Origin of the sequence: Bacillus sp. GMs2/2 (assembly GCF_050172095.1) — a bacterium.
GTDB classification, from domain to species: Bacteria; Bacillota; Bacilli; order Bacillales; family Bacillaceae_G; genus Bacillus_A; species Bacillus_A cereus.
In genome coordinates this window covers 1-18,593 of the sequence record NZ_JBNLYE010000067.1, presented here as the reverse complement: position 1 = coordinate 18,593, position 18,593 = coordinate 1, and the positions used below count along the sequence as shown (strand labels likewise).

The window sequence follows — 18,593 nt, the reverse complement described above, 5'->3', positions numbered from 1 at the left end:
TCCAAATTTTTATACTTTCTATACATTTTTGTATGTTTATTATTTGACAGATAATTTCGAACTGTTATAATATGGATATGTAAAAATTGCTATTTTCTTAAAAGACATGGGAGTCAGATGAGAATTGTGAAAGGATGAGGGGGAGTGGCACAGATTATGTATCACCACACAGCAATTAATGTATTAGGTCTTTTACAAAACATGTCAAATAATAAAATGAACGATATGCAACTAGAGGCGGAATTAAAAAAAATAGAAAAAGAATTCCAAGTAAAGTATGAAGAATTAGTTGATTTACATAATAGAATGGTATTATTCCAAATAGATATAGAAAAAAATGGCGGGATGCGAGCATATGAAAAATCAACAATTACATGGCTGAAGTCTGAACTAGAGCTACTGTATGAAGTGTATCAATTTTGTCAACGTCACGGTTTAAACATTTTAAATATTTCAAAATACGTAAGTAAAAATGAACTAAATCTTTTTCCAAAAACAGAAAGTCAATTGCAAAATACGTATTATAAATTGAAAAAACGTGAAATACCGTTTGAAAATATTGAAAAACAAAAACCAGGACGAAAGCGAAAATATATACCAGTAAAAGAGACAATCGTTGCAAGAAAACAAGAAAACGAGTACGAATTAAAAGAAGAAATCCAGCATAAAGAGGATGAAAAAAATCTTGTAACAGTTATATCTGGTATCGTTGATAACTTTGAAACAATTAATCAATGTAGTGAAAGGAAAGAAGACGAACTACATCAGTTTATGGAAGGTATTTATAAGCTTTCTAGCATGGCAGCAGGGCGTTCTAGAGAAGCAAAGAATACACGTAGTCTAGAAGGTGAATTGCAGTCGTTACAACTGGAAAATGAAAGGCTAAAACGAGAGAAAGAAGAGCTTGTACAAGATATTAAAGGTATGACGCAGCTTTTAATTCATTTCATTACAAGTTCGGATATTGATCAAATACGTAAATTACCAACTTTCGTACAAGATTGTAAAATGGAATTACATAAACTAGGTCTATATAATGCACAAGACGGTAAAATGAAAATAATGGTTGACCGTAGCGGACAAGTTATGACGGTAACACAGTAATAAAATTTGGGTACAAAATAAAAGGGAGATACATAGTTTATATGTATTTCCCTTTTGTTTTGTATGGAATCGTTCCAAAGAAGGAAGATTCATTTTTATGATTGTAGTAGTTTAGAGACCATTTGCGGAATTTGGTTCGTTTGTGAAACCATACTAAGTGCAACTTCAGTCAATAATTTGAACTTTAAAAAATCACTCATCTCCTGCGCCATGTCTGCATCTTCAAATAGAGATGCAACATCTGTTAACGCCATACTTTGATTATTTAAATTTTCAATATTAAACTGTAAACGATTTATCATTGCACCAAGGTCGGCACGATGAAGTGACACACTTTGCAAAGCCTCTTCGATTTTACGGATTGCCGCTCTTGCTTCTTGTTCCGTTGAAATCTTGATGTCATGTTGTGTAGGGGAAGGGGGAATAGATTTTGATATATGTACCGTATGACCGATATCGTCTAATGTAATAGGACGGTTTTGACCGTCAAATACGGATAAATCATTAAACTCAGTCGTCTCACCAATATAGCGAATTTGTTCTGTTAAAGATTGAAACTCTTTATTCAGCGAATGACGGTTTTTATTTGAATTTGTACCGTTTGAGGATTGAACGGCTAAATCACGCATACGCTGTAAAATATTTGTCACAGTTTGAAGGGCAGCTTCCGCCGTGCGAAGCATCGATATTGCATCCTCATTATTACGAATCGCCACGCGCATACCACTTGCTCTCGCATGCATACGAGTCACAATTGCAACATTAGCGGGATTATCAGAAGCATGGTTTAACTTCTTACCAGTCGCCAAGTGCTCCATCGCAACATTCATACGCTTCTCATTCTCATACAACGACTGCCTAGCATTCCTACTTAAAACATTTGTACCAATACGCATAATAGACACTCCTTATAGATTGATATAGTTAGTGTTCTAAAGCTAATAAAAGGTCATGAAAAGATAAAAAGGCTTATGCTTATTTGCTATTTGTGTTTTAGCATAAGAGGGGGTCAAGATAAGCACTAACCGCTTCTATGCACCGCAGATGCTCTCTTCCATCAAAAAAAGAAGTTTTTATAAAAAATAAACCTCTCTGCAAGCAGAGAGGTTTATTCAGGAAACTAACTCAAATGGCTTATTGTAATAATTTAGAAACCATTTGTGGAGTTTGGTTTGCTTGAGAAAGCATGCTGATACCAGCTTCGTTCAAGATTTTGAACTTAGTCATTTCAGACATTTCTTTCGCCATGTCAGCGTCTTCGATTTGAGAAGCAGCTGAAGCCATACTAGCAGATTGGCTCTTAAGGTTGTTTACGTTAAAGTCAAGACGGTTTAATGTAGCACCTAGAGTTGCACGGTTAGAAGCAACTGTTTTTAAAGCAGCATCAATTGCATCAACTGCTAAAGATGGGTTTGATGTATTTGTTGTACCAGCTGTAAGACCAGTAGTTGCAGCTGTAAATTCAGTATTAATATCATTTGCTGCTGCTTTTTTTCCAGCCGCATCAGCTGCAGTGAAGCTGTTAAATGCATTTTCTACAGCTTGTACTTTAGTTTTATCAGTGATAAAACCTTTAATTTTATCGAAAGCTTCTTTAGCATTATTAACATCAAGTGCAAGAGTATCCGGATCTGCATTTTGTGTTGCAGTTGCAAGACGAGCCATTGTCTCTGTAGCTACTTTAAGATCAGAATCTGTAAGTTTCTCAGTACCGATATCAATTTTGTCAAGGCCTAACTGGTTAAGACTAACGCCTTTTAAATCGATAGAGATTTGTTTGTTAGTATCAGCAGAATCTAAAGATTGAATCTTAACACTATTGTCAGCTTTTAATAGAGTTTTATCATTAAACTCTGTATTATCAGCGATGTAAGAGATTTGTTCTTTTAATTTACCGAATTCTTTTTGTAATGCTTGTTGGTTGTCAGTTGTATTCGTACCGTTCGCAGATTGGTTAGCGATGTCACGCATACGAAGTAAGATGTTAGATACTGAGTTTAAAGCTGAGTCAGCTGTACGGATTAAAGACATACCGTCTTGTGTGTTGTTAGCTGCAACACCTAATCCGCTTTCACGAGCACGCATACGAGTTGCGATTGCAAGACCTGCTGCATCGTCAGAAGCGTTGTTGATACGTTTACCGCTTGATAAACGGTCCATAGCGTTGCTCATTTTAGCTTGGTTTTGGCGCATGTACTCTTGTGTACGCATGCTGTTAATGTTTGTATTAATTCTCATGTTAAGAAACCCCCATTTTTTTATATTGACTTTTCTGCAAATTGAAAAACGGTAATATGCGAAAAAATCAATTTCGAGATTTATTGTAATCCTTGCCACAACGGGTGTCAACTAAAAATTCGAATTAATAAATATAAAAAAATAACAGTTTAACAATATATTCATTTTTTTATTACATAATTATTAAAAGGATTATTGCAAACTTAAAAAAAAAACTCTAATATTAGATTATCTTTGTTTACCGAAAAGGTGATATTATGATAGTTGGAAATATAGTAAAAGAAGTGCTTGCATATAAGAAAGGACAAATTCAGCAAAGGCTAAGTAGTCCACAAGCATTCGTTAGTAGTCGTTTTCAAGAGAAGTTGCAGAGTGAACCTGCGAAGGAGACGAAGGCTACTACGCAACCGGCAAAAGTAGAAGATATGAGTCAGCCGGTACAATCTACGAAAATAGAAGCGGTTGTTAATAAACCGGTAGAAACTATTAATAAAGTAGAGGAAGCGAGTAAGTCTGAAGAAAAGGCTGAAACGAAGAAAGCAGATGAAGTGCAAGTTGCGCAAAAAGAGTTTGAACGACGTTTCCCAGAAACGAAAAATGAGGCTGCTGATACGTGGGAATTAACGAAGAAGTATAATATTCAAAAAATACGTTCTTCCAATGAAGGGAAGTATGAGGATATTATTGATCGTGTAAGTCGTACATATGGAATTCCAAAAACGTTAATTCAAAAAATGATTGAAGTAGAGTCTAATTTTAATCCGAAAACGGTATCACATGCAGGTGCGATGGGTCTTATGCAGCTTATGCCAGCGAATGTGAAGGAGATGGGTGTGAAGAATCCATTTTCACCAGCTGAAAGTATTGAAGGTGGCGTGAAAGAGTTAAGCGGTTATTTAAAGAAAAATAACGGCGACTTAGTATTGGCGCTTGCTTCTTATAATGCTGGTCCTGGTAATGTGAGAAAGTACGGAGGCGTACCGCCATTTAAAGAAACGCAAGGATATATTAAAAAAATATTAAATATCGACGTTTCAAAATAAGAAGTTTCATATATAGAGAGAACATGAAATTTTCGTGAACATGATATGGGAGTTGGCTAGATTTGAAATTACAAGATGATATTCCGTTAACAATTTATTTTGAAATCGGAAATACGAAAAAGAAAATTGAAGATCTGCTTCATATTACGAAAGGTACATTGTATCGTCTTGAAAATTCAACGAAAAATACGGTGCGTCTTATGCTTGAGAATGAAGAGATTGGAACCGGAAAGATTTTGACGAAGAATGGAAAGATGTACGTTGAAATCGTTGAATTGAAAAGGTAGGGAAGGGGATTGTCATGAGTGGCGAAAAATTAAGCCAAGAGCAAATTGATGCCCTGCTGAAGGCGGTAAATGAAGGCGAGGAAATGCCAGCTTTCGCACAAGAAGCAGGAAAGCAAGAGAAATTTCAAGAGTATGATTTTAATAGACCAGAGAAGTTCGGTGTTGAGCATTTACGTAGTTTGCAAGCGATTGCTTCTACGTTTGGGAAACAGACGTCACAGACGTTATCAGCGCGTATGCGTATTCCAATTGAACTAGAGCCTTCAACGGTTGAGCAAGTTCCATTTACGAGTGAGTATGTGGAGAAAATGCCGAAAGATTATTATTTATATTGTGTAATTGATCTCGGTTTACCAGAGCTTGGAGAAATTGTTATTGAGATTGATTTAGCATTCGTTATTTATATTCATGAATGTTGGCTTGGCGGAGATAGTAAGCGTAACTTTACGATGCGCAGACCGTTAACAGCATTTGAGTTTTTAACGCTTGATAATATATTCTTGCTTCTTTGTAAAAATTTAGAGCAATCATTTGAAAGTGTTGTTGCGATTGAACCGAAATTTGTAACGACGGAAACAGATCCGAATGCATTAAAGATTACGACAGCGAGCGATATCATTTCATTACTTAACGTAAATATGAAAACAGATTTTTGGAATACGACGGTGCGTATCGGGATTCCATTCTTATCTGTTGAAGAAATTATGGATAAGTTAACGTCTGAAAATATTGTCGAACATTCTTCAGACAAGCGTAAAAAGTATACGTCTGAAGTGGAAATGAAAGTAAATCAAGTGTACAAACCTGTTCACGTTGCAATTGGTGAGCAGAAAATGACAATGAGTGAGATTGAACAAATTGAAGAAGGCGATATTATTCCGCTTCATACGAAAGTTTCGGATGAATTACTTGGTTATGTAGATGGAAAGCATAAATTTAATTGTTTTATTGGAAAAGATGGAACGCGTAAGGCGCTCCTATTTAAAAGTTTTGTAGAGTAGGAGGATCCATATGAAGCATGAAGTATCTCCCGTGTCATTAATGGGATTAGAAGATTTTGCAGGAAAGCGAAATGAAGCAGGCAAAGCACATATCGATACTGTTTCAGATATTTCGATTGAACTTGGTGTAAAGCTTGGAAAGTCATCTATTACGCTTGGTGATGTAAAGCAGTTAAAAGTTGGCGATGTTCTTGAAGTAGAGAAAAACTTAGGACATAAAGTAGATGTGTATTTAAGTAATATGAAAGTCGGCATCGGTGAAGCAATCGTAATGGACGAGAAATTCGGTATTATCATTTCTGAAATTGAAGCTGATAAGAAACAAGCGGCGCTTATGAAAGCGCAAAGTCAAATGCAAGATAAAGAGTAGAGGAGGAGTCATATGTCGTATATGACGACCTTATTTCAAGTCGTTTTACTGTTTGGTGCGCTCGGTTACGGTGCATATTATATGACGAAAAAGACGCGCAAACAGCAGTTTTTTAAGCAGGGTGAAAATGGACATATTCAAGTAAAAGACGGCGTGTATTTAAATCATCAAACGAGTGCCTTTTTATTTGAAGTGGACGGAAAGCAAGTGTTCACTGTTATTAGTAATAACGGTGTGCAGTCTGTGCAATTAACCGGAACAGGAAATCAGTTTCAACAAGCACTAGAAGACGCGGTAAAGACTGAAACGAAAAAAGTAGAGGATCCATCATGAGAATAAAGAAACAGTTATCATTATTAGCCGTTATTTTCGTATTTTCTATCGTTTTTTCAATTATTTTTGTAAATCCAGCGTATGCGGCCCCGAACGGTTTTATTAATTTCGAAAATGGAAAAGAGTTTACGAGTAATTCAAGTGTACAACTATTTGCGCTCGTTACCCTTTTATCATTATCTTCTTCTATCGTTCTATTATTTACACATTTTACTTATTTTATGATCGTTCTAGGGATTACACGTCAAGGACTTGGGGTAATGAATTTACCACCAAACCAAGTACTTGTTGGACTTGCATTATTTTTATCACTCTTTACGATGCAGCCTGTACTCGGGCAACTGAAGAGCGATGTGTGGGATCCGATGACGAAAGAGAAAATAACAGTAAGTCAAGCTGCGGAAACGACAGCTCCTATTATGAAAGAATATATGTCAAAGCATACGTATAAGCATGATTTAAAAATGATGCTGAAAGTACGCGGAGAAGAGTTGCCGAAAGATTTGAAAGATCTTTCACTATTTACGCTCGTACCATCCTTTACGTTAACGCAAATTCAAAAGGGTTTACTAACAGGGATGTTCATTTATTTAGCGTTTGTATTTATAGATTTGATTATTAGTACACTTTTAATGTACCTCGGGATGATGATGGTACCGCCGATGATTTTAAGTTTACCGTTTAAAATACTCGTTTTCGTATATTTAGGTGGATATACAAAAATCGTCGACATTATGTTTAAAACGGTCGCCTGAAGCGTTTGATGCTATGTGATAGGAGTCATATAAATGAATACGTCACCAATTATAGATATTTTTCAAACCTTTTTTTATAAAGGGGTTATGATTTTAATGCCGGTTGCCGGCGTAAGTATGATTGTCGTTATTATCATCGCTGTCATTATGGCGATGATGCAAATTCAAGAGCAAACGCTGACGTTTTTACCGAAAATGGCGAGTATTGTCCTCGTTATTATCATTTTAGGTCCGTGGATGTTCCAAGAGTTAACGACGCTTATTTTAGATTTATTTGATAAAATCCCATCGCTATTGCGTTCGTACTAAGATAGGTGAACTGAAATGAATATGGAATTATGGGCGGCGACGTTTTTTGCGTTTTGCCGCATTACTTCATTTTTATATTTTTTACCGTTTTTCTCAGGACGATCTATTCCAGCTATGGCGAAGGTTACATTTGGGCTCGGTCTGTCGATTACAGTTGCCGATCAAGTTGATGTTTCTCATATAAAGACGGTTTGGGATGTAGCTGCTTATGCAGCGACGCAAATTGTCATTGGATTATCTCTTTCAAAAATTGTAGAAATGCTGTGGAACATTCCGAAAATGGCTGGACATATTTTAGACTTTGATATCGGTTTATCACAGGCGAGTTTGTTTGATGTGAATGCAGGATCACAGTCTACTTTACTTTCAACACTTTTTGATATGTTCTTCCTCATTATTTTTATTTCACTTGGCGGCATTAATTATTTCGTTGCCACGATTTTAAAGTCGTTTCAATATACAGAGGCGATTTCAAAATTGCTGACGACTAGTTTTTTAGATAGTCTACTCGCAACGCTATTATTTGCGATCACATCAGCGGTTGAAATTGCTCTTCCGCTCATGGGAAGTTTATTCATCATTAACTTTGTTCTTATTTTAATTGCAAAAAACGCTCCGCAATTAAACGTTTTTATGAATGCATACGTAATTAAAATTACGTGCGGTATTTTGTTTATTGCGATGAGTGTACCGATGCTCGGTTATGTGTTTAAAAATATGACGGATGTATTACTTGAAGAGTATACGAAACTATTTAACTTTTTCTTAACGAAGTAGGGGGAAGCGCATGGCAAAGGATAATAAAACAGAAAAGGCCACCCCGCAGAAGCGTAAAAAATCGCGTGAAGAAGGGAATATTGCCCGGAGTAAAGATTTAAATAATTTATTTTCCATTCTCGTATTAGCAGTTGTCGTTTATTTCTTCGGAGATTGGCTAGGGTATGAGATTGCGAACTCCGTAGCGGTGCTGTTTGATCAAATTGGAAAAAATACAGATTCAACCGAGTATTTTTATTTAATGGGGATTTTATTACTGAAAGTATCGGCTCCGATATTAATACTCGTATACGCTTTTCATTTATTCAATTATATGATTCAAGTCGGGTTCCTATTTTCTTCTAAAGTCATTAAACCGAAAGCATCACGTATTAATCCGAAAAACTATTTCACGAGACTGTTTAGTCGTAAAAGTTTAGTAGATATTTTGAAATCACTGTTTTATATGGGATTAATCGGTTACGTCGCTTACGTTCTTTTTAAAAAGAATTTAGAGAAAATCGTGAGCATGATTGGATTTAACTGGACTGCGTCACTTACTGAAATTATTAGGGAAATTAAATTTATTTTCTTAGCAATTTTAATTATTTTAATCGTTCTTTCTATTATTGATTTCATTTATCAAAAATGGGAGTACGAGCAAGATATTAAGATGAAAAAAGAAGAAGTGAAACAAGAGCATAAAGATAATGAAGGGGACCCGCAAGTAAAAGGGAAACGAAAAAACTTTATGCATGCAATCTTGCAAGGAACAATTGCGAAGAAGATGGATGGCGCAACGTTTATTGTAAACAACCCGACTCATATTTCGGTCGTACTTCGTTACAATAAACACGTTGATGCAGCACCAATTGTCGTTGCAAAAGGGGAAGATGAGCTCGCGTTATATATACGAACGCTTGCCCGTGAACAAGAAATACCAATGGTGGAAAACCGTCCGCTTGCTCGTTCTTTATATTATCAAGTCGAGGAAGATGAGACGATTCCAGAAGATTTATACGTAGCTGTAATTGAAGTTATGCGCTATTTAATTCAGACGAACGAACTTGAAGTATAATAGCGCGTTTGGAGGAGATCTCTTTGTTTAAGATAGAGTCTGCAAGAACCTATTTTTCTATCTTTTTAGCAGCGTCATTCGTAGTGGCGCTCTTAATTCCACTTCCACCATTTATACTTGATATCATTATCGTTTTTCTACTAAGTATGTCAGTGCTTATTTATATGCGAGCGACAAGTATTAACGAGTGGGATGAATTAAAGTCATTTCCAACGATGTTGTTATTAATCGGGATTTTCCGCGTATCGATTAACGTTTCGACGACGCGAGCGATTTTGACAGATGGAAATGCAGGTCATGTTATTGAAGAGTTCGGCCAGTTCGTAATTGGCGGAAACTTATTAATTGGTATCGTTATTTTTACAGTATTAATCATATTCCAGTTTATTGTTGCAAACGGTGCGTCTCGTACAGCTGAAGTAGCAGCTCGTTTTACACTTGATTCTTTACCAGGGAAACAAATGTCTATCGATGCTGATTTAAACCAGCGTATTATTTCAGAAAAAGATGCACAAGCAAAACGAAAAAAATTAAATATGGAAACAGAGTTTTATGGGGCGATGGATGGTGCCGGAAAGTTCATTAAAGGGGACGTTATTTTCGGGATTGTCATTTTATTCGTAAACATTATTTTCGGTTTAATTGTCGGAATGATGCAGCAGGGGATGAGCTTTGCAGATGCGGCTCTTCATTATACACAGTTAACTGTCGGTGACGGAATCGTAAACCAAATTGGATCGCTAATGCTTGCAATTTCAACAGGTATTATCGTAACGCGTGTATTTGACGGCTCACCAGATACAGTAACAGAAGGTATCTTTAAAGAGTTATTAGCGCATGAAGTCGTTGTATATGCGCTCGGTGGTTTATTTATCGCAATGGGTATTTTTACTCCGCTACCGTTTCTACCATTCGCACTCGTTGGCGGAACAATTATCTTCTTAGGAATTCGTAATAAAAATCGAATAAAGAAAGAAAAAGAAGACGAGCTTCAAAAAGAAATAGAAATGATCCAAGGCGAAGATGAGCAACTGCAACAAGTAGAAGATTCATTTGGAGTATTTACGGATAAATATCCAATTATAGTAGAACTCGGTTTAGATTTAGCAGCACTTGTAAAGCAGAAAATTAACGGGGAAACAGCGCGTGATAAAGTTGTTCTTATGAGGAAGTCAATTATTACTGACCTTGGTATTAACGTTCCTGGAATTAACTTTAAAGATAATACGAGCTTTAGACCACGCGGACGTTACATTATTCGAATTAAAGGTGCGAAGGCGGCTGAAGGTGTTTTAAAATCAGGTTATTTATTAGCACTGAAAACACCAAACGTAATGGCTGATTTAGATGCAGAGCCAGCGAAAGATCCAATTTTTGGTGAAGATGGATATTGGATTTTAGAGCATATGGTGCAAGATGCACAAATGAAAGGCTATCAAGTGTTAGAGCCACTTAGCATATTAATTACACATTTAGATGTTGTCGTTAGACGTAATCTTCATGAATTAATTCAGCGCCAACATGTAAAAGACTTAATTAACTCGCTTGAAAATGATAATGGCGTTCTATTAGAAGAGATTAAGAAAAAAGAAATTGATTTATCACTTGTTCAAAATGTTATTAAACAACTTCTAAAAGAAGGTATTTCTATTCGTGATTTACCAACAATTATTGAAGGTATTATTGACGGCAAAGAAATTTATCAAAACCACGTGGATGGTGTAACATCATTTGTTCGTGAATGTATTTCAAAAGTTATTTGTGAAAATGCGAAAAATCCGGACGGAAAAATATATGCAGCGCTCTTCTCTGATTCAATCGAGTTAGATGCGGATGTTGTGAATAATTCATATCAAGGTTACTTATTAAACTGGGATTTAGATTTAGAAACACGTGTCGTTGAGCAAGTGCAGCGCGTCTTTAAGCAAGCACGTTTAATGGGAAGAGAACCAGTGTTATTAACACGTAGAAAAGATTTTAGATTTGCGATTGTAAGACTGCTAGAACGTTATCAAGTGGAAGCACAAGTACTTTGTATTAGTGAATTAGCACCAGAAATTGTTGTGGATCAAATTGCCTATATTGAATAGTAGGGGGTGAAGTAATGGAAAGTACAGAAAAGAAAGAAGCGTTAATGCGAATAAAAGCAGCTTCGAAAAATGAATTGTATCGAAAGTTATTTGACCAATATGGTACAGATTATTATTACGTTGTCGATGAAAGTGTAAAACGAAATATACCGTTTTTTTGGAAAAAGGATTATGAAATGTTAGTTGCATTTCCAGAAGAAAAACAGGAAGAAGTGAATGAAAGTACAGCTCAATTTCATGAACAATTAATGGATGTTGTGAATGATCCTTCAGAACAAATTGTGAAGGCGAATGGAATTCAATCAGTACTGCACAATTTAGAAAACGTAACGACTTCTATGTCATACGCGGCGATGCAAACAGGAAATAGTGAAGAATGGGCAAGAAAAAAAGAGAAACTATTAAAGCTGTTTGAAAAAGGAATCGTCGTTGTGAAACCGATGAAAGAAACGGAAGTAACGAAAAAGAAAAAAGTTGTGAAACAAGTCGTTCCAGTAAAGAAAGAAGAAGTAGCTCCAAAGAAAGAAAATCAAGAATCTGTACCGTTTATTATTCAAAAAGTAATTCGGATGCTAGAACAAAACGATGTGGAACAATATTTCATTCATGCATATGCTGAAAAGTTAAAAATAAAGTTTGAAAATGCAACGATGATTACGGAAGAAGAAGTTATCAGGTACATATTGGAAGATATGAAATCTCATTTTAATACGGAAAACGTCTTTGAAAAAGAAGTACAAACAATTGCATTAATAGGTCCAACTGGCGTTGGTAAAACGACGACACTTGCGAAAATGGCATGGCAATTTCACGGTAAGAAAAAAACAGTTGGTTTTATAACGACCGATCATTCGCGCATAGGGACAGTGCAGCAATTGCAAGATAACGTAAAGACAATTGGATCTGAAGTAATTGCTGTGCGTGATGAAGCTGCAATGACAAGAGCGCTTACGTATTTTAAAGAAGAAGCACGCGTCGATTATATTTTAATTGATACAGCAGGGAAAAATTATCGTACGTCAGAAACAGTGGAAGAAATGATTGAAACGATGGGACAAGTAGAACCAGATTATATTTGTTTAACGTTATCAGCTTCAATGAAAAGTAAAGATATGATTGAAATTATTACAAACTTTAAAGATATTCATATAGATGGTATTGTGTTTACGAAATTTGATGAAACAGCAAGTAGTGGCGAATTGTTGAAAATTCCAGCAGTATCATCAGCTCCTATTGTATTAATGACAGATGGCCAAGACATAAAGAAAAATATACATATCGCTACAGCTGAACATTTAGCAAAACAAATGTTACAAACATCGTAGAAAAGAGGTGAAGAATAAGGCGTTTGCCTTATTCAAACGAATATGAACGGTCTTTATATAGGTTCTATGGGCATGATGAATTACATGCAGCGCATTAATGTTCATTCGAATAACGTTGCAAATGCTCAAACTACAGGATTTAAAGCAGAAAATATGACGTCTAAAGTATTTGATGTACAAGACACATATCGCCGCGGAGATGGAGCGGTAACAAATATCGGTTCGGTCGATTACGCTGTAGTACCAGCTGCAACGCATGTGAATTTAGTACAAGGAAATATACAAATGACAAATAGCGCTACAGATTTCTTTTTAGATGACGGCGCGGCCGGCACAACATCATTTTTTGTTACTTCTAAAAATGATGAAACGTTTTTAACGAGAGATGGTAGTTTCACATTAAATAGTGATCGATATTTACAAACATCTTCAGGTGCTTTCGTAATGGGAGAGAATAATGAGCGTATTCGTATTCCAGAAGGAGCAAAGGTTGCTGTACAAGCAGACGGTACATTATATGATGAAGTAACACAAAATAATATTGGTCGTTTGCAAACAAAAACAGTAGATGCAGAAACGAATGCACGTCTCGTGCAACGTGAAAACAAAAGCTTTACACTAGCAGAAGGAAACATTGCTAATTTACCGAACGGAACAGGAATAGTAAAAAATCATATGCTAGAAAATTCAAATGTAGATATGACGAAAGAGATGGCAGATCTTATGACAGATCAAAAGATGATTCAAGCATCACAGCGTGTTATGACGTCATTTGATAAAATTTATGAAAAAGAAGCGAATGAAATATTGAGATAGTGGACTCCTAATAAAGGAGTCTTTTATTAATTTAAAATTTCAGAATTATCAATTGACTTTATGGAGCTTCTTTTTTATATTAGTAGGTATAACTATAACTACTAAAGAGGTGAGAGTATGACAACGGCATTATATTTAGAAGATGCATACAAAACGAGTTGCGAAACAGAAGTGATAAGAGTAGAAGGGAATAAAGTATTTGTAAAAGAAACAGTTTTTTATCCAACTGGTGGAGGACAGGAATGTGATACGGGTGTCATTGTACAAGATGGGTCTGTATTTGAAGTTGAAAAAGTAAAGAAGGAGCAAGGAGAAATAGTTCACTATATAAAAGATGAAGCTCAAGTAAAGTTAGGTCCAGTTAAATTAGAGATAAATTGGGAAAGACGTCATAATTTAATGTGTCATCACTCTTTACTGCATCTTATCGGAGCTGTTGTTTATGAAAAGTATGGAGCTCTATGCACTGGAAATCAAATTTATCCTGATAAAGCACGTATCGATTTTAATGAGTTACAAGAGTTATCGAGCGTGGAAGTAGAAGAAATTGTTGAGGAAGTGAATAAACTTATTAAGCAAAATAAAGAAATTTCCACTCGTTATATGAGCCGCGAAGAAGCAGAAAATGCTGTAGGAATGATTAAAACAGCAATAAATCTCCTGCCAACTACTATCCAAGAAATCCGCATTGTTACAATTGAAAATTTAGACGAACAAGCTTGTGGAGGCACACATGTGAAAAATACGAGTGAAATAGGAACACTTGTTATTGATAAAGTAAAAAGTAAAGGGAAGCAAAATCGTCGTTTTGAAGTAAGGGCGATTTAGATTGTGAGGGGTTACCGATGGATGAAATTATAAAGGAATTACAAAAGTTAGGATTTTCTCAGTATGAATGTAAAGCGTATATTGGACTACTAAAACATTCCCCAGTAACGGGCTATGAAGTGAGTAAACAAACAGGAGTACCTCGTTCTATGATTTACGAGGTACTCGGTAAGTTAATGGATAAAGGAGCAGTGCATATTGTACCTTCTGAACCAGTTAAATATGTACCAGTACCCGCTACCGAATTAATGAATCGAATGCGAAAAGACTTTGAAAAGTCCTTTGAATTTTTAGATGAGAAATTAAATTGTTTAGAACAAGAGCGACAAATAGATGTAATTTCGCATATTCGTTCAAATGATCGTGTTTTGAAAGAAATATGCAATATAATTAGTAGAGCTAAGGAAGAGTTATGGGTTTCTGTATGGGAAGAACAAGTGCATGAAATTGAACCATACATTCATCAAAAGGAAGAGGAAGGCGTACATATATTTTCAATCTTATTTGGAGCTCCAGAAACAAAAATAGGAGCGACGTTTCATCATAATTATATGACGCCCCACGTTGTTGAAAAGAGAATGGGTGGTCATTTAACTGTTATTGCTCGTGATGGAGAGGAAGTATTAATTGCGAACTTCTCAAATGATAGCACTTCATGGGCCGTTACAACGTATGACCCAGCGCTAGTTCTCGTTGCTACAGAGTATGTGCGGCACGATATTATGGTTGAAGAAATCACAAAGGAATTTGGAGCTGATAAGTTAGATACGTTATGGCGTGAAAATATAGATTTAGTTCATGTCGTAACAGGAAAACGAACTTTAGAAGGAATGGAGGATGATAGAGATGAGTAAAGCTCAGGCACATGTAGCTTTGCAGAGTGACGATACATTTCAGCAAGGAGTAAAAGATTGTTTACCAACTGTATTTGGTTACTTGAGCATCGGTATAGCAGCTGGTGTAATTGCAAAAACAGCTGGTTTCTCCATCATTGAAATTGCGTTTATGTCCACTTTAATTTATGCAGGTTCTGCCCAATTTATATTAGCTGGTATGTATGCAGCCGGTGCTCCTGCTTCCGCAATTATTTTTACTGTATTTTTTGTTAACTTGCGCCACCTTCTTATGAGTGCTGCGCTTGCGCCATACTTTATGAAACTGCCTCTATTTAAAAACTTACTAATCGGTTCTCAAATTACAGATGAAACGTTCGGTGTTGCAGTGCAGCATGCAGCGCAAAAAGGATATTTAGGCGAAAGATGGATGATTGGGCTAAATGTAACGGCTTATTTAAACTGGATTCTTGCTACTATTATCGGCGGGCTATTTGGTGAGTGGATACCAGATCCACATACATACGGGATGGATTATGCATTACCAGCAATGTTTATCGGATTATTTGTACTTCAGCTCATAAGTAGTAAACCAAAGCTAGCAATTCATTTAAGTGTTGCAATTGTAGCGATTATTATCGCATACGTTTCACACTTATTTATGCCAGATAGTATAGCGGTTATTATCGCAACATTACTAGCTGCGACGATTGGAGTGGTGATTGAAAAATGGAAATGAGATTAGACGTATTATTACTTTTACTAGCAGCAGGAGCTGTTACAATCGTGCCACGTATTTTACCTCTACTCGTATTTAGCAAACTACAAATTCCTGACTGGGGTTTAAAATGGTTAAATTACATACCAATTGCGATATTAGCAGCGCTTTTAGCACAAGTTTTATTTATGCATGAAACGATGCAGTGGGATTATCTTATTGCAGCAATTCCAACATTTCTTGTAGCGATATATACTCGTAGTTTATTAGGTACAGTATTAACGGGAGTGATTGTGATTATTTTGTTACGTTTCCTTTTCTAAAAAGGATTACACTCATATCATAGCGAAAAGTGTAATAACATGAAAAATATAGGGGTGGTGTTATGATACTTTTAACGATAGGAGCAATTTTGTTAACGTTATTTATTTTCTTTATTATCGGCTTTATTACGTTTATGATGTTTGTTGATAAGGCGACACCTCAAATATATTATACACCTTGTGAATCAGTGACAGTGAAAACTAAAGGTAAACATAGAAGGAAGAAAAGTTGAACGTTAGCTTTTCTTCCTTCTTCTATTACATCCCGGAAAGAACTAACAACAATAATCCAAATAAAAAACTAGTCAAGGAAAGAAAACCGATCCATATGGAGAATACACGATTATTTCCCCATTCACGCCAGAAAGTTATAAAACCTAAAATACAAAGGAAAAACCAAATGGGTAAGAATATGAACTCACTAACTTTCTCGGGGAGTAGCGAATAAAAAGTTGTTACATATAAGATCCAATTAGTAAAAAATAAAATGCAAACGATAATAGATTGTAAGTAGGGGCGGTTGAAAAATCCTCCTTTTTTTACGGTTATAAAAATGATAGTTAGCGCTGAGATAAAGGCAATGAGTATGAAAACAAGTAAGAGTAATGTCAGCGTCATTTGAGTCTCCTTCATAAGCTTGTTTTTATCCTGCATTAACGGGCAGTAAGACCCCCGCCTCAAAATTCAGCGTAAGAAAAGAGGTTATGTGGGGGATGAACAACCCCCACGGATTAAAGTTTCACTTTACAAGAAATGAATCTATTAAATTGTATGCTTGTTTTGTAGAGTGCTCGTTATATTTTTCAGTGTACGGATTTAGAAATCCATGTTCACCGTGTAGTTGTTTTATTTCTAATAAAGGGTTATTCTGTTGCTGCAATGTTTGAATGAAAGAGGATACTGAAAAACTAGCTTCTTTTTCAGGGAATATAAGTAGTGTAGCGCATGCAGGCTTTATGTGAACATAGTCGCGTATACGAGAACCGTAACATCCGATAATAAAATCTATTTTCGGATTGTTACTACATAGCCATGAGATGGTAGCTCCAACACTAAAGCCGATAAGTCCAATATGTGTATAACTACTAGAAAGATGAGAAATGAATTCTTCAATTTGCTTTTTTCCATCATCAAATCCAATATGATTTACAAAATGTTCATATGCCTTTTCTTCATCACGATAATGAAATGCATGTTGTAAGTGTAGAAGATTAGGACAGAATACGTCTATATGAGATGAAGTAAAGTGCTGGGTAACGTGATGCATATGGTCGTTCACACCATATATTTCATGAACAATAACGAGAGCTAATTTTTCCTTCATAGTTATATTGTACCTCTATGAAACTTAAATTCTTTCTCAACAAGACAAATACGCAGGTGGAAGTTTTCATACCATTGCTCACGACCTCTTTTTTTCGCTTCTTTATGTAAGGTGTTCTTCTTCCAATTTTCAATCGCATCAAGTGATTCCCAATAAGAAATTGTTATTCCGAGTCCAGAATTACCTCGTGCACTTTCTACACCTAAAAATCCAGATTGTTGCTTTGCAAGTTTCTCCATTTCTTCGGCAACGGTATTATAGTCAGTTGTATTATTTGATAAATTAGAAGTGAATATAACTGCATAATAAGGCTGGTTTTTTTCTAAATTAGATGCCATTATTTTTCCTCCTTAATGTATAGTACGAATAATTAATCCATAGTTTGTATTTTAGCAGGTCACAAAGAGAAAAGAAGTAGAAAATTCTTATTTTTTCAGCTCATGTAAAATAAAGAGTTGAAGAAATTTATAATAAGTAATCTGAAAGAAGAAAAATGCCACTTCAAAAGAGAAGTGGCATTTCTTATATTTCCTCTAAGCTATTAACTGGAACAGTTAATTCGCGTCCTGGGTTTTTTACTTCATATATGCGGGCGGTTTCATTGCTTTCATCGACGTGTTGAATCATAACAGGCATGCCTTGAAAATTGACATTGGCTTGTTCTGCTGACATAGAAAGCTCTATTGCACGTTGAATATTCATTTATATTCCTCCCATCATTATTATCTTTGCTAAAAAAGAGGAATAATATACCATTTAGAGACATTCTTAAAGTTTTTGTATTATTTGTAATGTTTCTTTAATAAATGAAGTGAAGATGGAATCAGGATAGCTATCTATTGCTTGAACGGCTTCTTTTGCCTCTTTTAAGGCAGATTTTTTATCTTGAAGTTCTATATAGCAAAGGGCACGATAAGACCCAGCTGTTAATACCCACGATTGATCAAGTGGATGACTCATATAATCTGGTATGGTAGCGTGTTTTAATATTGCCAAAGCTTCCTTATAACGTTTTAAGCCATACAAAGATTTTCCTTTTTCAAGATAATATAATCCATCGTC

25 protein-coding genes are annotated in these 18,593 nt (G+C 35.6%); 18 read left to right on the top strand and 7 right to left on the bottom strand.

Annotation, left to right across the window (positions count from 1 at the left end):
- The first annotated feature begins 156 nt into the window (after window positions 1-156).
- Window positions 157-1,104: a DNA-binding domain-containing protein gene (locus tag ACQGS6_RS11660; RefSeq protein ID WP_000274677.1), complete on the top strand. Its 948-nt coding sequence runs from the start codon at window positions 157-159 to the stop codon at window positions 1,102-1,104.
- Between the two features lie 95 nt (window positions 1,105-1,199).
- Here ACQGS6_RS11660 and ACQGS6_RS11655 read toward each other — a convergent pair whose 3' ends face one another.
- Window positions 1,200-2,000, bottom strand: a complete 801-nt coding sequence (locus ACQGS6_RS11655; protein ID WP_426965165.1) for a flagellin — start codon at window positions 1,998-2,000, stop codon at window positions 1,200-1,202.
- A 238-nt stretch (window positions 2,001-2,238) separates the two neighbouring features.
- Entirely contained in the window at window positions 2,239-3,342 is a 1,104-nt protein-coding gene (locus ACQGS6_RS11650; RefSeq protein WP_426965164.1) for a flagellin, read from the bottom strand.
- Between the two features lie 257 nt (window positions 3,343-3,599).
- Here ACQGS6_RS11650 and ACQGS6_RS11645 point away from each other — a divergent pair, with 257 nt between their 5' ends.
- The 17 genes from ACQGS6_RS11645 to ACQGS6_RS11565 all read left to right on the top strand — a co-directional run bounded on the left by ACQGS6_RS11645 (window position 3,600) and on the right by ACQGS6_RS11565 (window position 16,440).
- Window positions 3,600-4,385, top strand: a complete 786-nt coding sequence (locus ACQGS6_RS11645) for a lytic transglycosylase domain-containing protein (RefSeq protein ID WP_000635247.1) — start codon at window positions 3,600-3,602, stop codon at window positions 4,383-4,385.
- A gap of 62 nt (window positions 4,386-4,447) precedes the next feature.
- Window positions 4,448-4,672, top strand: a complete 225-nt coding sequence (locus ACQGS6_RS11640) for a flagellar motor switch protein FliN (RefSeq protein WP_000775712.1) — start codon at window positions 4,448-4,450, stop codon at window positions 4,670-4,672.
- Window positions 4,673-4,686: 14 nt separating this feature from the next.
- The gene (gene fliM, locus ACQGS6_RS11635; protein WP_000012356.1) at window positions 4,687-5,673 is read left to right on the top strand and encodes a flagellar motor switch protein FliM; all 987 of its coding nucleotides are present in this window, start codon (window positions 4,687-4,689) and stop codon (window positions 5,671-5,673) included.
- Window positions 5,674-5,683: 10 nt separating this feature from the next.
- Entirely contained in the window at window positions 5,684-6,043 is a 360-nt protein-coding gene (fliN, locus tag ACQGS6_RS11630; RefSeq protein WP_000680010.1) for a flagellar motor switch protein FliN, read from the top strand.
- Between the two features lie 12 nt (window positions 6,044-6,055).
- Window positions 6,056-6,376 (top strand): hypothetical protein, encoded by a 321-nt coding sequence (locus ACQGS6_RS11625; protein WP_000121178.1) that lies wholly within the window; start codon window positions 6,056-6,058, stop codon window positions 6,374-6,376.
- Window positions 6,373-7,131 carry a flagellar type III secretion system pore protein FliP gene (locus ACQGS6_RS11620; RefSeq protein WP_001220582.1) on the top strand — a complete coding sequence of 253 codons (759 nt, stop codon included), beginning with the start codon at window positions 6,373-6,375 and terminating at the stop codon, window positions 7,129-7,131. Before ACQGS6_RS11625 ends, ACQGS6_RS11620 begins: the two co-directional genes overlap by 4 nt.
- Window positions 7,132-7,164: 33 nt before the next feature.
- Window positions 7,165-7,440, top strand: a complete 276-nt coding sequence (locus tag ACQGS6_RS11615; protein WP_001098085.1) for a flagellar biosynthetic protein FliQ — start codon at window positions 7,165-7,167, stop codon at window positions 7,438-7,440.
- Between the two features lie 15 nt (window positions 7,441-7,455).
- On the top strand, window positions 7,456-8,217 hold the full coding sequence (locus ACQGS6_RS11610; protein WP_001055706.1) for a flagellar biosynthetic protein FliR: 762 nt from the start codon (window positions 7,456-7,458) through the stop codon (window positions 8,215-8,217).
- A 10-nt stretch (window positions 8,218-8,227) separates the two neighbouring features.
- Complete coding sequence (gene flhB / locus ACQGS6_RS11605) at window positions 8,228-9,274, top strand: flagellar type III secretion system protein FlhB (protein WP_001030111.1); 1,047 nt, start codon at window positions 8,228-8,230, stop codon at window positions 9,272-9,274.
- 23 nt (window positions 9,275-9,297) lie between these two features.
- Window positions 9,298-11,364: a flagellar biosynthesis protein FlhA gene (gene flhA, locus ACQGS6_RS11600; RefSeq protein WP_000472585.1), complete on the top strand. Its 2,067-nt coding sequence runs from the start codon at window positions 9,298-9,300 to the stop codon at window positions 11,362-11,364.
- Between the two features lie 14 nt (window positions 11,365-11,378).
- Window positions 11,379-12,689 (top strand): flagellar biosynthesis protein FlhF, encoded by a 1,311-nt coding sequence (flhF, locus tag ACQGS6_RS11595; protein ID WP_000446186.1) that lies wholly within the window; start codon window positions 11,379-11,381, stop codon window positions 12,687-12,689.
- Window positions 12,690-12,731: 42 nt separating this feature from the next.
- On the top strand, window positions 12,732-13,505 hold the full coding sequence (locus ACQGS6_RS11590) for a flagellar basal-body rod protein FlgG (RefSeq protein WP_001013935.1): 774 nt from the start codon (window positions 12,732-12,734) through the stop codon (window positions 13,503-13,505).
- A 117-nt stretch (window positions 13,506-13,622) separates the two neighbouring features.
- Window positions 13,623-14,333: an alanyl-tRNA editing protein gene (locus ACQGS6_RS11585; protein WP_000205395.1), complete on the top strand. Its 711-nt coding sequence runs from the start codon at window positions 13,623-13,625 to the stop codon at window positions 14,331-14,333.
- A 17-nt stretch (window positions 14,334-14,350) separates the two neighbouring features.
- The gene (locus ACQGS6_RS11580; protein ID WP_000343362.1) at window positions 14,351-15,187 is read left to right on the top strand and encodes a TrmB family transcriptional regulator; all 837 of its coding nucleotides are present in this window, start codon (window positions 14,351-14,353) and stop codon (window positions 15,185-15,187) included.
- Window positions 15,180-15,905: an AzlC family ABC transporter permease gene (locus ACQGS6_RS11575; RefSeq protein WP_000030475.1), complete on the top strand. Its 726-nt coding sequence runs from the start codon at window positions 15,180-15,182 to the stop codon at window positions 15,903-15,905. Before ACQGS6_RS11580 ends, ACQGS6_RS11575 begins: the two co-directional genes overlap by 8 nt.
- Window positions 15,896-16,207 (top strand): AzlD domain-containing protein, encoded by a 312-nt coding sequence (locus ACQGS6_RS11570; RefSeq protein WP_000425938.1) that lies wholly within the window; start codon window positions 15,896-15,898, stop codon window positions 16,205-16,207. The genes ACQGS6_RS11575 and ACQGS6_RS11570 overlap by 10 nt, the downstream gene beginning before the upstream one ends.
- Before the next feature lie 62 nt (window positions 16,208-16,269).
- On the top strand, window positions 16,270-16,440 hold the full coding sequence (locus ACQGS6_RS11565) for a DUF3951 domain-containing protein (protein ID WP_000602236.1): 171 nt from the start codon (window positions 16,270-16,272) through the stop codon (window positions 16,438-16,440).
- Window positions 16,441-16,465: 25 nt separating this feature from the next.
- Here the strand turns inward: ACQGS6_RS11565 and ACQGS6_RS11560 are convergent, their stop codons facing one another.
- The 5 genes from ACQGS6_RS11560 to ACQGS6_RS11540 all read right to left on the bottom strand — a co-directional run.
- Window positions 16,466-16,825: a hypothetical protein gene (locus ACQGS6_RS11560; protein WP_326318481.1), complete on the bottom strand. Its 360-nt coding sequence runs from the start codon at window positions 16,823-16,825 to the stop codon at window positions 16,466-16,468.
- A 121-nt stretch (window positions 16,826-16,946) separates the two neighbouring features.
- Window positions 16,947-17,531: a dienelactone hydrolase family protein gene (locus ACQGS6_RS11555; protein ID WP_202340235.1), complete on the bottom strand. Its 585-nt coding sequence runs from the start codon at window positions 17,529-17,531 to the stop codon at window positions 16,947-16,949.
- 2 nt (window positions 17,532-17,533) lie between these two features.
- Window positions 17,534-17,869, bottom strand: a complete 336-nt coding sequence (locus tag ACQGS6_RS11550; protein ID WP_426965159.1) for an antibiotic biosynthesis monooxygenase family protein — start codon at window positions 17,867-17,869, stop codon at window positions 17,534-17,536.
- Window positions 17,870-18,053: 184 nt separating this feature from the next.
- Window positions 18,054-18,233 (bottom strand): H-type small acid-soluble spore protein, encoded by a 180-nt coding sequence (locus tag ACQGS6_RS11545; protein WP_001025731.1) that lies wholly within the window; start codon window positions 18,231-18,233, stop codon window positions 18,054-18,056.
- 66 nt (window positions 18,234-18,299) lie between these two features.
- Window positions 18,300-18,593 (bottom strand): tetratricopeptide repeat protein (locus ACQGS6_RS11540; protein WP_426965158.1); only part of this gene is annotated, 294 nt, incomplete at its 5' end.

Excerpts from the sequence above, each read along its gene's own strand:
- ACQGS6_RS11570 (WP_000425938.1), top strand. The coding sequence starts at position 15,896 with ATGGAAATGAGATTAGACGTATTATTACTTTTACTAGCAGCAGGAGCT.
- ACQGS6_RS11650 (WP_426965164.1), bottom strand. The coding sequence starts at position 3,342 with ATGAGAATTAATACAAACATTAACAGCATGCGTACACAAGAGTACATG.
- fliM (WP_000012356.1), top strand. The coding sequence starts at position 4,687 with ATGAGTGGCGAAAAATTAAGCCAAGAGCAAATTGATGCCCTGCTGAAG.
- ACQGS6_RS11645 (WP_000635247.1), top strand. The coding sequence starts at position 3,600 with ATGATAGTTGGAAATATAGTAAAAGAAGTGCTTGCATATAAGAAAGGA.
- ACQGS6_RS11610 (WP_001055706.1), top strand. The coding sequence starts at position 7,456 with ATGAATATGGAATTATGGGCGGCGACGTTTTTTGCGTTTTGCCGCATT.
- ACQGS6_RS11555 (WP_202340235.1), bottom strand. The coding sequence starts at position 17,531 with ATGAAGGAAAAATTAGCTCTCGTTATTGTTCATGAAATATATGGTGTG.
- ACQGS6_RS11615 (WP_001098085.1), top strand. The coding sequence starts at position 7,165 with ATGAATACGTCACCAATTATAGATATTTTTCAAACCTTTTTTTATAAA.
- flhB (WP_001030111.1), top strand. The coding sequence starts at position 8,228 with ATGGCAAAGGATAATAAAACAGAAAAGGCCACCCCGCAGAAGCGTAAA.
- ACQGS6_RS11660 (WP_000274677.1), top strand. The coding sequence starts at position 157 with ATGTATCACCACACAGCAATTAATGTATTAGGTCTTTTACAAAACATG.
- ACQGS6_RS11655 (WP_426965165.1), bottom strand. The coding sequence starts at position 2,000 with ATGCGTATTGGTACAAATGTTTTAAGTAGGAATGCTAGGCAGTCGTTG.
- flhF (WP_000446186.1), top strand. The coding sequence starts at position 11,379 with ATGGAAAGTACAGAAAAGAAAGAAGCGTTAATGCGAATAAAAGCAGCT.
- ACQGS6_RS11620 (WP_001220582.1), top strand. The coding sequence starts at position 6,373 with ATGAGAATAAAGAAACAGTTATCATTATTAGCCGTTATTTTCGTATTT.
- ACQGS6_RS11545 (WP_001025731.1), bottom strand. The coding sequence starts at position 18,233 with ATGAATATTCAACGTGCAATAGAGCTTTCTATGTCAGCAGAACAAGCC.
- ACQGS6_RS11565 (WP_000602236.1), top strand. The coding sequence starts at position 16,270 with ATGATACTTTTAACGATAGGAGCAATTTTGTTAACGTTATTTATTTTC.
- ACQGS6_RS11590 (WP_001013935.1), top strand. The coding sequence starts at position 12,732 with ATGAACGGTCTTTATATAGGTTCTATGGGCATGATGAATTACATGCAG.
- ACQGS6_RS11560 (WP_326318481.1), bottom strand. The coding sequence starts at position 16,825 with ATGACGCTGACATTACTCTTACTTGTTTTCATACTCATTGCCTTTATC.
- ACQGS6_RS11550 (WP_426965159.1), bottom strand. The coding sequence starts at position 17,869 with ATGGCATCTAATTTAGAAAAAAACCAGCCTTATTATGCAGTTATATTC.
- ACQGS6_RS11625 (WP_000121178.1), top strand. The coding sequence starts at position 6,056 with ATGTCGTATATGACGACCTTATTTCAAGTCGTTTTACTGTTTGGTGCG.
- ACQGS6_RS11580 (WP_000343362.1), top strand. The coding sequence starts at position 14,351 with ATGGATGAAATTATAAAGGAATTACAAAAGTTAGGATTTTCTCAGTAT.
- ACQGS6_RS11585 (WP_000205395.1), top strand. The coding sequence starts at position 13,623 with ATGACAACGGCATTATATTTAGAAGATGCATACAAAACGAGTTGCGAA.
- ACQGS6_RS11575 (WP_000030475.1), top strand. The coding sequence starts at position 15,180 with ATGAGTAAAGCTCAGGCACATGTAGCTTTGCAGAGTGACGATACATTT.
- fliN (WP_000680010.1), top strand. The coding sequence starts at position 5,684 with ATGAAGCATGAAGTATCTCCCGTGTCATTAATGGGATTAGAAGATTTT.